This window comes from Georgenia alba (assembly GCF_042665525.1).
Taxonomy (GTDB): Bacteria; Actinomycetota; Actinomycetes; order Actinomycetales; family Actinomycetaceae; genus Allobogoriella; species Allobogoriella alba.
Genome location: NZ_JBHTCQ010000002.1, coordinates 310,526 through 323,976 on the forward strand (window position 1 = coordinate 310,526; position 13,451 = coordinate 323,976).

Here is a 13,451-nt window from a genome sequence, read left to right on the forward strand (position 1 = left end):
CGGCGCGTCCGGCGGCCGTGCGCGGTGGTGAGCGGCGGGCACGACAGCGGACGCAAGGAGCATGGCGAACGGTGGATCGAGTGTCAAGGAACTTGATACTGAGCCCAGCTGCATGGTGGGGCGCGGAGAGCCGCGGCGGCGGACGTTGACGGTCTCCGGGTGACCCAATACGGTGCGTGCGATATCAGGTAGCTTGATAAGTGTCGCCTTCGATGGAGAAGCGCCATGGACCTCGGCTCGCCGCAGCCTCACGTCAGTCGCCGCCCGCTTCGCGCCCTCGCCCTGCTCGGGGCGCTGGCACTGAGCACCAGTGCCTGGGGCGCCACCGCCGTCGGGACCGGGGAGCCGGCCGCCGCCGGGTCACCCGCCGACGGTGGTGGTGGCGGTGTCGCGGGCCTGCCCGACGGCGTGCCGCCGGCCGCGCTGGCCGCGGAGCCCGCGCTGCCCGAACCGGATGGCTGGCCGTTCTCGGAGGACTTCCCGCGCACCTCGGGAACGCACCGCCTCGATGACGGCGCACTGCTCTGGTCGGACTGGCTGTACGACGACACCGGAGCGGGGCGCTACTCCTACGAGGACCCGGACGCCGTCGCCAACGGCGCGGACATCTTCCGTGCCGGCATCGGGCTGGCCGGGTCGCGCTCGTACTGGCGCGTGGACTGGAACAGCCTGGTGGACCCGGACCTGCCCATCGCGGCGTGGGCGCTGGACGTCGACGACGATGCCGGGACCGGAACCGCCGAGTGGCCCGCGGACGCGAGGGTCTCCTCGCCCGGCGTCGACCGGACGCTGGTGGTCTCCTCCCGCGGCGCCTGGCTCATCGGCGCCGACGGATCGCGCACCGACCTGCTGGACGCCGGCGCGGAGCTCGTCGTGGACGTCGAGGCCCGGTCGTTCGTCCTGTCCGTCCCGAGAACTGCCCTTCGGGTGAACGGCGAGTGGCGCGTGCGCCTGGCCGCCGGCGTCGCGAACGAGGCAGGCACGGGCTTCGCCGCACCGCCCGAGGCGGCCGGTGGCACCCGCGTCTACAACGCGGCCTTCCGCGACCGGGAGGACGAGCCGTACCTCGTCGGAGGCTTCGGCGGCATGGAGACGCGCTGGAACAACGGCGCCCAGTCGGCCGCCCTGACGGAGGGCACGGTCGCCGACTTTGCGCTCGACGTCGACTGGCGCGCGCTGGCCAGGGGCGCGACGACGCCGCAGCCCCGCCCGACCGGGTTCTCCACCCGCTGGTACGTCTCGTCGGTGGACCTCGGCCAGGGCCTCGAGCCCGACGTGCGCGAACCGCAGGGGATGCCGCCGGACAACCGCCCGCGTGTCTACGGCAGGGTGCAGCCGTACGCGATCTACGTTCCCACCGGCTACGACCGGCGGTCGCCCGCGCCGCTGACGATCCTGCTCCACGGCGGCGGCGGGAACCACAACTCCTACGCCGGCACGGGCGCGGGCGAGCTGTACGGTCCGATGTGCGAGGACCGCGGCTCGATCTGCATCACGCCGCTTGGGCGCGGGGACGGCACCTGGTTCATCAACGAGGCCGAGCTGGACGTCTGGGAGGTGTGGAACCGCGTCGCCGTGACGTACTCGCTGGACCCGGAGCGCACCGTCGTCGCCGGACACTCCATGGGCGGCGTCGCGACCACGCGGTTCGCCGCCACCCACCCGGACCTGTTCGCCGCCGCGGGCATCGTCTCCGGCGGCGGGTACATCAACACCGACGGCGTCCGGTCCCAGGAGGGTGACCAGCTGCGCGCCGAGAACCTCCGCACCCTGCGGACGTTCCTCGACGCCGGCACCGAGGACATCGCCCTCGAGAACACCCTCCAGTGGGAGGACGCGATCCGCGCCGCCGGCTCGCCGTACCGCGCGCACTACTACGACGGCGCCACGCACGGCGACTTCGGCGTGCTCGGTTGGCCCGAGCTCGCGGACTATGTGGCCGATGTCCCGCGCGAGGTCCGGCCGCCGCAGGTCATGTTCCGGTGGCAACCCGGCGACGAGCGTGCGGACCTCGGCATGCCGGTCGACCGCGCGTACTGGGTCAGCGAGCTCGACGAGCGTGATCCGGACGCGCGCTGGAGCCGGATCGAGGCGACGTCGGCCGCGCTGGATGACACGGAGTACGAGCCGAGGGTGACCGAGGAGTCGCTCACGATCGACGGCCAGGCGGTGGAGGCCCGCGAGCTGCGGCTCGAGCCGGTCGGGGAGCGGGAGACCGCGAACGCGGTGAGCGTCGACCTCCAGAACGTCGCCCACGCGCGGATCGACCTGCTCACCGCCGGGCTGGACCCGGACCGGCCGATCGCCGTGCGGGTCACCTCCGACGGCGCCGCGACGCTCGAGCTGGACGCGGGCGGCCGGCGCACGACGGTCAGTGTGACGGCCGGAAGTCGGACGTTCGTGGACCTGCTCGACTAGGCGGCCGGTGCAGGACGAGCGCACGCCGGGATCGCGACGCCGCCTCTCGTCCCGGCAAGGTGCAGGTGAATCCTGTTTTCGGCAGGAGGGCTCTTGCCGACAGCGGGATGCCGTACCGACACGGAGGCGAGGCTAACCGTCGGACAGGGCTGGTTCGATGATCGTTTGCGGTTCCGTGCTATGCACAGGCGGCGTCGGCACACGCGTAAGACCCGGGAGGCACGCACCACAGACGGTCGCATCAGCATGGTCGGCCTCGAGCTTCTGGACCACGGCCAGATCCTTGCCTTGGCGAGCATAGTGGGCACGCCGTCCGGAAGTGTCAGGCCCTACCAATAGCGTCCGATCCATGTTCGAGCACGGAAAGGCCGACGTCGGTGACGAAACGCTCTCGCTCAGGCCTGTGAAGACACCGATTGTATTGGTCACCATCTATGGGGCCGCGTACTCCATCGCAATCTTCGCCTTGGCCGCGAGTCACCCGTTGGTCGGAGGAATCTCCGGCGTCTGGGAACTCGCAACGGTCGCCGGCGCGGCCGCAAAGCCGCACATCGGTTGGGGCATGGGAGCTCTGATAACTGGTCTGCTCGCGATCTATGCGATCGTCCTCGGCGGGCAACGATCCGCGGCGCTCGATGGGATCGAGGCAGAGCAGGTCCGTACGCTCCTAGCCAGGTTCGCCGTCCTAACCGCCGCAGCATTCGTGCCCCCGCTCCTGATGGTCGTCGCGTACTGCCTGAGCGAGCCGGACCAAGCGGGCGCACTATTCGTCGTGCTTCCCGTCGCCTCGCTGATGTACTTCCTTTCCGTCCAGGTCGGAAGGTTCGACTTCTATGGCGAGACGAAGAGGATCGAGATCGCGTTGGCGCGTAAATCGTGGGCGGAGGGTCGTTTGCGCCAGCTCGGGTCTAACGAACACCATCCGATGTTCCTGGTCCTGGTGGTGCTCGCGAACACGCTTGTCGTCAGCTCGGTCGGTTACCTCGTGGGGTTGGCAATCGTTGGCGTCCCGGGGCCCGGTTTCGAATGGTGGCTTGTGCTGACGGTGGTTCCTACGGTGCTCGCACTCGGTGGCGCGTATGGAGCGCTCGTGACACGAACGGTCCGACTACGAGTGGAACGCATGATGGCTTGGCTGGTTGCCGGGGCGGTCTGCTGCCTGACACTCCCGGTCGCCCAGGCAGTGTTTGAGGTGTCGACAGCCCCGGGCCTGATCATCGTTGGCCAGGCTGTCGTCTTGGCGCTGTCCACCTGCTGGCCATCGGGGAAGCAGGGACGCCCGCCCGTCTGGACGATATCGGGAGCTGCCAGCGCGGTTGCGGCGCGAGTATTGGGCCACACTCTCCGAATCGCCCAGAGTGAGCTGCGAGAGCTCGGGCCGAAAGCGCCGGGGCCGAACAAGAAGCTGAGCGACCGGCTTCGCGCCGCGGTGCGAGCGTTGATGGTCTCCTGACGCAAGCGACTCAGTCGGTGAGCTGTCCGCTGGACGGTGAGCGGTGACTTGTACAACTACTCTGCACGGTGTGGTCACCGGTGAGCTGAAGAGCAAGATCGACAGAGTTTGGGACGCGTTCTGGTCGGGCGGGATCTCCAACCCGCTGGAAGTGATCGAGCAGATCACCTACCTGCTGTTCCTGCGTCGGCTGGATGACATCCAGATCGGAAAGGAGAACAGGGCGCGCCGCACCAAGCAGCCGGTCGAGAAGCCGGTGTTCCTGCCGGACCAGGAGCACCTGCGCTGGTCCCGGTTCAAGGACGTCGAGCCCGGGGTAATGCACCGGACGGTCAGTGAGAAGGTCTTCCCGTTCCTGCGTGAGCTGGGCGGCGACGGCTCGACGTACTCGGAGCACATGAGGGACGCGCGGTTCACGATCCCGACGCCAGCGCTGCTCGCCCGTGTGGTGGACATGCTCGACGACGTCCCGATGGCGGACCGGGACACCAACGGCGACCTTTACGAGTACATGCTGAGCAAGATCGCGACGGCGGGGACCAACGGCCAGTTCCGCACGCCGCGGCACATCATCCAGCTCATGGTGGAGATGACGGCGCCGCAGCCCGACGACGAGATCTGCGACCCGGCCTGCGGTACGGCGGGATTCCTGGTGGCGGCGTCCGAATACGTGCGGGATCGGCACCCGTCGGTGATGACGGACGACAAACAGCGCCGCCACTACCACCGCTCGATGTTCCACGGCTACGACTTCGACTCCACCATGCTGCGGATCGGCAGCATGAACATGCTGCTGCACGGGGTGGAGCAGCCGGATATCCGATACCGCGACTCGCTCTCCGAGGGCGCTTCCGCCGAGGCGGGCCTCTTCTCGCTGGTGCTGGCCAACCCGCCGTTCGCCGGGAGTCTCGACTACGAGTCGACGTCGAAGGACCTGCAGCGGATGGTCAAGACCAAGAAGACCGAGCTGCTGTTCCTCGCCCTGTTCCTGCGGCTGCTCAAGAGCGGCGGCAGAGCCGCGGTGATCGTGCCCGACGGCGTCCTGTTCGGTTCGTCCAAGGCGCACAAGGAGCTGCGGCGCACCCTGGTGGAGGACCAGAAGCTCGACGGCGTGGTCAAGCTGCCGTCGGGAGTGTTCAAGCCGTACGCGGGAGTCTCGACGGCCATCCTCTTCTTCACCAAGACCGAGTCCGGCGGCACGGACCACGTGTGGTTCTACGACGTGCAGGCGGATGGGTTCAGCCTGGACGACAAGCGCAACCCGATCGAAGCGAACGACCTGCCCGACGTGCTCGCGCGGTGGGCCGAGCGCGACGGTGCCGAGCGGGCGCGGGCGCGGGCCGAGCGGTCATTCTGCGTGCCGAAGGACGAGATCGCGAATAACGGATACGACCTGTCGCTCAACCGGTACAAGGAGGTCGTCCATGAGGAGGTCGAGCACCGGCCGCCGCTGGAGATCCTTGCGGACCTGGAGAAGTTGGAGGGCGAGATCCAGCAGGGGTTGAAAGATCTGAAGGCGATGTTGTCGTGAACACGATTGGTGACCTCCTCGTGGAGTTCAAGGAGAAGCCAGCGCGTAGCGGTGAAGAGCCGGTGCTGACGCTCACCGAGCGCAACGGATTCGTGCGCCAAGCTGATCGGTTTCACAAGCGCCTCGCGACTGAAGACACGAGCAACTACAAGCTTGTCCGCAGGCATGACATCGCGTTCAACCCCTACCTCCTCTGGGCGGGAGCGGTCGCTCAGAACACGATCGTGGACGCAGGGGTGATCAGTCCGCTCTACCCCACCTTCCGCGTCCGGGACGGCCACGACCCTCGATTCGTAGCGCGACTACTCCTGACGCCACAACTCATCTCCGCGTACGACGGCATCGCTTTCGGATCTGTTCCGCGGCGAAGGCGGTCTTCAGTCCGAGACTTTCTTAATCTGCCTCTGCCAAGCATTCCGAACCACGACGAGCAGCGCCGCATCGCCGCGATCCTCGACCAGGCCGACGCCCTCCGCACCAAGCGCCGCGAGTCCCTCGCTCTCCTCGACACCCTCGCCCAGTCGACCTTCCATGACATGTTCGGCGACATGGCCCCGTCTGCGACGGTTGATGAGATCGCCGCCGAAACGAAAGGGTCGATTCGTACAGGCCCGTTCGGGAGCCAACTTCTACATTCGGAATTCGTGGACGAAGGGATCGCCGTCCTCGGCCTCGACAATGTCGTCGGAAACGAGTTCAATTGGTCGCACCAAAGGTTCATTACGCCGTCGAAGTACGAGGAACTCCGGCGATACACGGTCTCACCCGGCGACGTACTCATCAGCATCATGGGTACCGTCGGCCGTTGTGTCGTCGTTCCGGACGACATTCCAACCGCAATCAACACCAAGCACATTTGCGCTATCACGGTCAACGATAAACAGGTCCTACCGGAGTTTGTTCGTGCATGCTTCCTCTGGCACTCCGGCTCACGGGCGCACCTCCGGCGGCAGACCAAAGGCTCGATCATGGACGGCCTGAACATGGGGATCATCAAGGCGATGCCGATCCCAGTTCCGTCGTTTCCGCTCCAACGAGACTTTACTCATCGTGCGCAGATGATCAGCGCCAATCGCATTGGCTTAGTTCGTGCTAGCCAGAAGGCCAACGACCTCTTCACCTCCCTCCAAGCCCGCGCCTTCTCGGGAGCGCTCTGAGCCGATTACTCCTTCGGCCACGGCTCACCAGGCGGCCACGGATCGGGTAGGCCGAAGAACTGCGAAGGACTGATCACGGGCGGGTGCTCGACGACCTTGGAGCCTTCCGTTGCCAGTGTCGTGACCGGAAGACGTGTTTCGCCCAGTGGGTAGGTCGGAGCAGGATGCTTCCACAGGGCGGCATCTGCTCGTCCGACGTACCAGGGCATCAGTTGGTCCACCAGGAGCACCGCTGATACGTGCTGGCACTTCCAGTCCGGCGGCGCACCGAAGTAGCCATCCGGTTGGCGAGCTGGCCGGGTGACAACCTGTCCGCTGCTTGTCCACTGAATCTCTACACCGTCCCGTCCGTACAGGGCGTTGGCGCTGCCCCATCGATCGTGATCAGAGGTGTAGATGCCAACGGCAATGATGAATGGGGCGTCCGGGACTCCGTACACGCGGTGCTTCTTGCCAAGCGCGGTGCGAATTGTCCCAGCATCGTCAATCCACTGTGCCTCGGCGTCGGCATACAGGCCGATGGCACGGTGACCCGGCCGGGCACCGCGGCGCTCGGGCCGCACGGCGATCGCACCGAATCTGACAACCCACCCTTCGTCATGCCAGTCGAAGTAGGGGCCCCTGATGCCATCGCCATGCCGGTCAGGGTCAAGCCCTCGGAGCCAGCTCATGACCTTCCTGCGCATCTTCGCCGCCGGCAGCGGCTTGGGCCCTACTTCGAGTCGCTCGAGTGACAGGTAGAAGTTCGGATCCGCGAGTGCGTCGATGACGTCGAGCGCGTCAGCCCGTCGCCGTTGCGCGCCGATCGCTGCCTTGCTCGCTCCAGGAACGGTCGCTTCTAGGTAGAAGCACACGTCTCGTCGTTCGGCGTAGAAGTCGGGCTGCCGGTCGCTGCCAGCAACCATTGGATGGAACGTCACGTCGAAACCCGCGCGGATCAGGCTCTCGTGCAGGTACAGCTCAAGGAAGGCGCTTCGGAACTCACCGTCATGGTCAGATCGCAGCCGCGAACGGAGGTCACGGTACGCCGCTGGCTCGGCGATGTGATCCGCCCACTCCTGGATCAAACACCTTGCATGCTCCCAGTAGTCGCCTGCCACCCGGTTGAGGAACGTGAAGGTCCCTTCGGCGTGCCTGCCGGGCCGCCGATCGTCACGCTCGCTGTCATCAAAGACCGGTGACCGTTCGACTGCCATGCTCCGAGTGTCTCAATCAACACCAGTCGTCGTTGGGCTTATAGACGGGATCGAGGAAGGATCGACGATGGGACCCAAAGGCCGGAGCAAGGAGATCGAGGAGTACGACCGACAGGTCAAGGAGTGGCAGGATTGCACTGCCGGCGAACTCCGCTACCTCCACGCACACGTTCGAGCTGACTCCGAGTTCTACAACTCGGTTCAGATAACCGCTGGTGCGGTGATCGCCGTGATCATTGGGGTCTTTGGTGTCCGGCTCGAGAATGCGGGCTGGAATCTACTAGGTACGGCCCCCGTTGCGGTGCTGCTGCTCATCAGCTATCGGCTCCCCTCTTGGCGCGCAAAGGCCGTTCGCGATCTCGCGACATTGGAGCACCTCATCCCGCTGGCGCAAGCTCGTGATGACGACCGCGCAAGGCGATCCAAGCGTGGCCCCGATGAGGTGCTACGGACGAGCGTCGAGCGCCTACTCGCGCACGAACGGACGTCAGCCGGGCGCTGACGCTCATGCTTCGCTCTTTCGGGCCAACGCCCGTGACTGCGTGAGACTGTGCGAAGCCTCGGCAAAGAGCGGTACCCGAGGTCTTGCGCGTGCCGTGCGTGGGCGTCGACCATGCTGCGACCCGTGCCGTACGGTGCTGTGCGGAGATGCTCCGATTCAGAACAGATCGCACTTGAGTGACATGGGTTGCCTGACAATGTCACTCAGTGCCCCCTAGAGTGACATTGTGGACGTGGGCATGTTCGTCAAAGACGCTCCGGGGTCACTTGTTGCGATCCATGGAAGCGACCAGACGGGAGACTGGTCGCACCGTGCTTTTGTGCCGCACCCGCTGCCGGAGCGCAGTCCTGAACTGACCGGCGCCACCTACCGCCGTGTCGCGGATGCACGTGCCGCTCTCGCCGCGCTCGACAGCACCGCCCGCCAGCTTCCTGACCCGACGTTGTTCCGCCAACCGGCGCTGCGGCGAGAGGCCCAGAGTACGAGTGCGTTGGAAGGCACGTACGCCCCGCTTGACCGGGTTCTGCGAGCCGACGAGGACGCACCCGGCGACCTGGAACTCACGGAGATCCTCAACTACGTGCGGATGGCCGAGCACGGCTATGGCTGGGTCGAGGAGGGGCGACCCCTCAACGCCACACTGCTGATGGACCTTCAGCGGATCCTCATGGCGGGAACACCCCTGGCCCCGACCAGCGGCGCGATCCGAGACATCCAGGTCGTTATCGGCGTTCGTGAGGGCGCACCCATGACAGCGCACGCCATCCACGCAGCCCGCTTCATTCCGCCGCCCCCTGGGCCGACGCTCGAGAGTGGTGTACGAGACCTGCTCTCGTGGATGGGGAGCGACCTCCGTCGGCATATCGATCCCGTCGTGTCGGCAGCAATGGCGCACTATCAGTTCGAGGCCCTCCATCCGTTCCGCGACGGCAATGGTCGTCTCGGGCGTCTGCTCATCGTGCTCCACCTCCTCCAGAACGGAGTCCTGCACGAGCCGACCCTGACCGTCTCGCGCTGGTTCGAGGCTCGCCGTGCCGACTACTACGACCGCCTCCTCGAGGTCAGTACCCGCGGCTCCTGGGACCCATTCATCTCGTTTTTTGCCGCGGGCCTGACCGATGCCGCACAGGAGACGCGACGGCAGATGCTGGCGCTCAGCGAGGTTCGAGACGCACTTAAGGAATCCGTTCGCGAATCTCCGTTGCGCGCGGAGAGTGCGGTCGCGCTCATCGATATAGCGGTAGCACGGCCGTCCTTCACCGTTCGCCAGGTCGAGTCGGACCTCAATCTCTCCTACGGCCGAGCCAACAGGCTCGTCTCTCAGCTCACCGAGATCGGCATCCTCGAGGTCCTCGACCCGAACGCCTACAAGCGCCGGTTCATCGCGCCTCGCGTGCTCGACGTCCTCCTGGATCGAACTGACCCGGGATCGGAGGCTCCGACGTGAGCAACTTCGACTTCATCAAGGCCGAGTGGCCGGAGATCCACGCCGACTGCCTTCGCGCCGAGAGCTACCTCCACTCGGACCCGCGGTCCGCGTGCTTCTATGCCAGGCGCTCCGTCGAGCTGCTCGTCGGATACATCTACGACGTCAACCGGCTCCGGCTCCCTTATCGCGACGACCTGTCCGCCCTCATCAGCGCGCCAGCGTTCCGCAACAAGGTCGGTGGCCCGATCAGTCAGAAGCTCACCCTGATCCGCAAGGTCGGCAACCGCGCCGTCCACGATTCGCGCCCGATCAACCCGCAGACCGCACTCAACCTGCTTCGCGAGCTGCACCACGTCATGATCTGGGCGGCGTTCCGCTACTCGACCGACCCCGCAGCGGTCCCGACTGGCGCAGTGTTCGATCCCGCCGTCGCCCGCCGGCGTGCGCCTCTCACCCGCGAGGAAGTCGCGAGGCTCGCCGAGCGGTTCCGTGCTCAGGACGAGCAGCACGCCCGCGAGCTCAAGGAACGCGATGATCTCGCCGCCGCGAAGGACGCCGAGATCGCCCGCCTCCGCGAGCAGATCAAGGCCGGTCAGGCAGCCGCACAACCGCTCGCCGACACCCGCGACTACACCGAGGCGCAGACCCGTGAGCACCTCATCGACGAGGACCTTCTGAGTGCCGGCTGGAACCTCACTGATGAGCGTGACCGCGAGTTCGAAGTCAGCGGGATGCCCAACGCGAATGGCGTCGGCTACGTCGACTACGTGCTCTGGGGAGCGGACGGACTGCCGCTCGCCGTCGTCGAAGCGAAGCGCACCACCAAAGACGCCACGATCGGGCAGCAGCAGGCCAAGCTGTACGCCGACCGCCTGGAGGTCATGACAGGACGCCGGCCCGTCACCTTCTTCACAAACGGCTATGAGACCTGGTTGTGGGACGACGGCGCCGGCTACCCGCCGCGAAAGGTCGAGGGGTTCCTCACCGCCGACGAGCTCGAGCTCATGATCCAGCGGCGGACAAGCCGCCAGGTGCTCGCCGACGTGCCGATCGACAGCGACATCGTGGAGCGTCACTACCAACAGCGCGCGATCCGTGCCATCGACGACGCATTCGCCAGGAAGCAACGGTCCGCGCTTCTCGTCATGGCGACAGGCACCGGCAAGACCCGTACGGTCATCGCGCTCGTCGATCAGCTCATGCGCGCGGGCTGGGTGAAGCGTGCGCTCTTCCTTGCCGACCGCACAGCACTGGTCAACCAAGCCGTCAGCGCCTTCAAGAAGCACCTGCCCAACGCCACCGCGGTCAACCTCGTCACGGACAAGGATGAGGAGGGACGGGTCTACGTATCGACGTACCCGACGATGCTCAACCTCATCAACGAGGTCGATGGCGGCCGTCGGCGATTCGGCCCCGGCCACTTTGACCTCGTGGTCATAGACGAGGCGCACCGGTCCGTGTACCAGAAGTACCGGTCGATCTTCTCCTGGTTCGACTCCCTACTCGTCGGCCTCACCGCAACGCCAAAGAACGAGGTCGATCGGAACACCTACAGTCTCTTCGACCTCGAAGACGGTGTTCCTACCGATGCTTACGGCCTCGACGAGGCAGTTCGGGAAGGGTTCCTCGTCCCTCCGGTAGCTGTGTCCGTCGGCACCAAATTCCTGCGTGAGGGCATCAAGTACGACGAGCTCTCCGAGGACGAGAAGGACGAGTGGGACGCCCTCGAGTGGGACGAGGGCGGTGACCCGCCGGACGTGGTCAGTGCAGAGGAGCTCAACCGATTCCTCTTCAATGCAGACACCGTCGACAAGGTGCTAGCGACACTCATGACCGACGGTCAGAAGGTCGCCGGCGGGGACCGAATCGGCAAGACGATCATCTTCGCGAAGAACCAGCGGCACGCGCTGTTCATCGAAGAGCGGTTTAACGTCAACTACCCCGAGCACGCCGGACACCTCGCCCGCGTCATCACACACGGAGTGCCCTACGCGCAGACCCTCATCGACGACTTCTCGATCAAGGACAAGGCGCCACATATCGCCATCTCCGTGGACATGCTCGACACCGGCATCGACGTGCCTGAAGTCGTCAACCTGGTCTATTTCAAGCTCGTACGGTCCAAGACCAAGTTCTGGCAGATGCTCGGGCGCGGTACCCGACTTTGCCACGACCTCTTCGGGCCGGGAAGCGACAAGCGCAACTTCTACGTCTTCGACTTCTGCAGCAACCTCGAGTTCTTCAGCCAAGACCTACCCGACACCGACGGATCGTTGGAGAAGTCGCTGAGCGAGCGCCTCTTCGAGGCCCGGCTCGGTCTCGTCTCGGCGCTCGACCAAGACCACGCGGTAGACGACGAGGACCCGCCTGTGGGGAACGGCGAGACGTCCGACCGCGGATTGCGGGTCGACGTAGCTTGGGACCTCCACCGAATTGTGGGCGGCATGAACCCGCAGAACGTGCTGGTGCGTCGCTCGCGCCAATGGGTCGAGCGCTATTCGGACTGGAAATCGTGGACGAGGCTATCGCCACAGGATGCCGGCGACATTGCCGCCAACCTTGCAGGCCTTCCTTCGGCGGTTCGCGACGACGACGAGGACGCCAAGCGGTTCGATCTCCTCTTGCTCAACATTCAGCTCGCCCGTGTCGAAGGCGACGTCCTGGCGTTCGAGCGGCTCCGCACCAACGTACAAGGCCTGGCAGAGGCCCTGCTGACGCGGACAACCGTGCCCTCTATTCGCGCCCAGCAAGGACTCCTTGACCAGATCGTCGGTGACGAGTGGTGGGTCGACGTCACTCTGCCCATGCTCGAGATGGTGCGCCGTCGCGTGCGTGCCCTGGTGAAGTTCGTTGACAAGAAGGGACGCAACACCGTCTACGCGGACTTCGTCGACGAGGTCAGGGAAGGAACCGTGGTTGACCTGCCAGGCATAACGCCTGGTACCAACTGGGAGAGGTTCCGTGAGAAGGCGCGAACCTACCTCCGTCAACACGAGAACCACGTTTCGCTGCAGCGCCTTCGCCGCAATCAGCCTCTGACCGCAGGGGACCTCGGTGAGCTTGAGCGGATGCTTGTCGAGTCTGGGACCGGAACCGAAGAGGACGTCGCTCTGGCCCGGGAGAACTCTCACGGGCTCGGGCTCTTCATTCGGTCCCTGGTCGGGCTCGATCGGCAGGCGGCAACCGAGGCATTCAGCCATTACCTCGTCGACGGTATGTTCACTGCGAACCAACTCGACTTCGTCCACCTCATCATCGAGCACCTCACCGCCAACGGCGTTCTGGACGTTGCGCGACTCTACGAGTCGCCGTTCGTCGACGAGGCGCCGCAGGGTCCGGATCAGATCTTCAGCGAAGACCAGGTTGACGACATCGTGCGGATCCTTGGTGAGGTGCGGGCCAATGCCCAGCCTGAGTTGACGGTGGCCTGACGCTCCCGGAGAGTCCGCCGGACTGGTTCGTTTCCTTGCCTAGGAAGTCGCGATGCCTCGTGCTGACGGACCCTGGCCCGATCCGTCGGGTCTCACGCCGGGATTCGGGGTGTGTTTGGCCCGTCCCGCCGTGGGAGCAGGTTCTTGGCGGTGACTGTCTGTACAAACCAATAGAATGATCCGGCGTCACCAACCTCAGGACCTCCTGCCGTGAGGCGTGTTGGTTCCTCGCCGGCACGTGGTTGTCGAGGCACGAGGTCCATGGGCGCGGGGTACTTCATTTGAGACCGGCAGAACGATGTAGCAGTAAGCCACAAGCGGCCGCCGTCCCATA

General features: G+C 65.5%; 8 protein-coding genes. 7 read left to right on the forward strand and 1 reads right to left on the reverse strand.

The genetic code is table 11. The features are described 5' to 3' along the window. Nucleotides 1-225 precede the first annotated feature (225 nt). The 4 genes from ACFQQL_RS11405 (at nt 226) to ACFQQL_RS11420 (ending at nt 6,559) form a co-directional block, all read left to right on the forward strand. Nucleotides 226-2,418, forward strand: coding sequence for an alpha/beta hydrolase-fold protein (locus ACFQQL_RS11405; protein WP_382394411.1), 2,193 nt, complete (start codon nt 226-228; stop codon nt 2,416-2,418). 349 nt (nt 2,419-2,767) lie between these two features. Continuing rightward, the gene (locus ACFQQL_RS11410; protein ID WP_382394413.1) at nt 2,768-3,871 is read left to right on the forward strand and encodes a hypothetical protein; all 1,104 of its coding nucleotides are present in this window, start codon (nt 2,768-2,770) and stop codon (nt 3,869-3,871) included. Between the two features lie 70 nt (nt 3,872-3,941). Continuing rightward, on the forward strand, nt 3,942-5,402 hold the full coding sequence (locus ACFQQL_RS11415; protein WP_382394415.1) for a type I restriction-modification system subunit M: 1,461 nt from the start codon (nt 3,942-3,944) through the stop codon (nt 5,400-5,402). Nucleotides 5,403-5,422: 20 nt separating this feature from the next. Further along, complete coding sequence (locus tag ACFQQL_RS11420; protein WP_382394417.1) at nt 5,423-6,559, forward strand: restriction endonuclease subunit S domain-containing protein; 1,137 nt, start codon at nt 5,423-5,425, stop codon at nt 6,557-6,559. Nucleotides 6,560-6,564: 5 nt separating this feature from the next. On the opposite strand, the gene ACFQQL_RS11425 is transcribed toward ACFQQL_RS11420, so the two are convergent. After that, a complete protein-coding gene (locus ACFQQL_RS11425) occupies nt 6,565-7,755 on the reverse strand; it encodes a hypothetical protein (protein WP_382394419.1) in 1,191 nt (396 codons plus the stop codon). Nucleotides 7,756-7,822: 67 nt separating this feature from the next. On the opposite strand from ACFQQL_RS11425, the gene ACFQQL_RS11430 reads away from it, so the two are divergent. From ACFQQL_RS11430 to ACFQQL_RS11440, 3 genes are all read left to right on the forward strand, one after another. Continuing rightward, nucleotides 7,823-8,257 (forward strand): hypothetical protein, encoded by a 435-nt coding sequence (locus ACFQQL_RS11430; protein ID WP_382394421.1) that lies wholly within the window; start codon nt 7,823-7,825, stop codon nt 8,255-8,257. Nucleotides 8,258-8,495: 238 nt separating this feature from the next. Then, nucleotides 8,496-9,704 (forward strand): Fic family protein, encoded by a 1,209-nt coding sequence (locus ACFQQL_RS11435; RefSeq protein WP_382395370.1) that lies wholly within the window; start codon nt 8,496-8,498, stop codon nt 9,702-9,704. Further along, the gene (locus tag ACFQQL_RS11440) at nt 9,701-13,117 is read left to right on the forward strand and encodes a DEAD/DEAH box helicase family protein (RefSeq protein ID WP_382394423.1); all 3,417 of its coding nucleotides are present in this window, start codon (nt 9,701-9,703) and stop codon (nt 13,115-13,117) included. The genes ACFQQL_RS11435 and ACFQQL_RS11440 overlap by 4 nt, the downstream gene beginning before the upstream one ends. Nucleotides 13,118-13,451 lie beyond the last annotated feature (334 nt).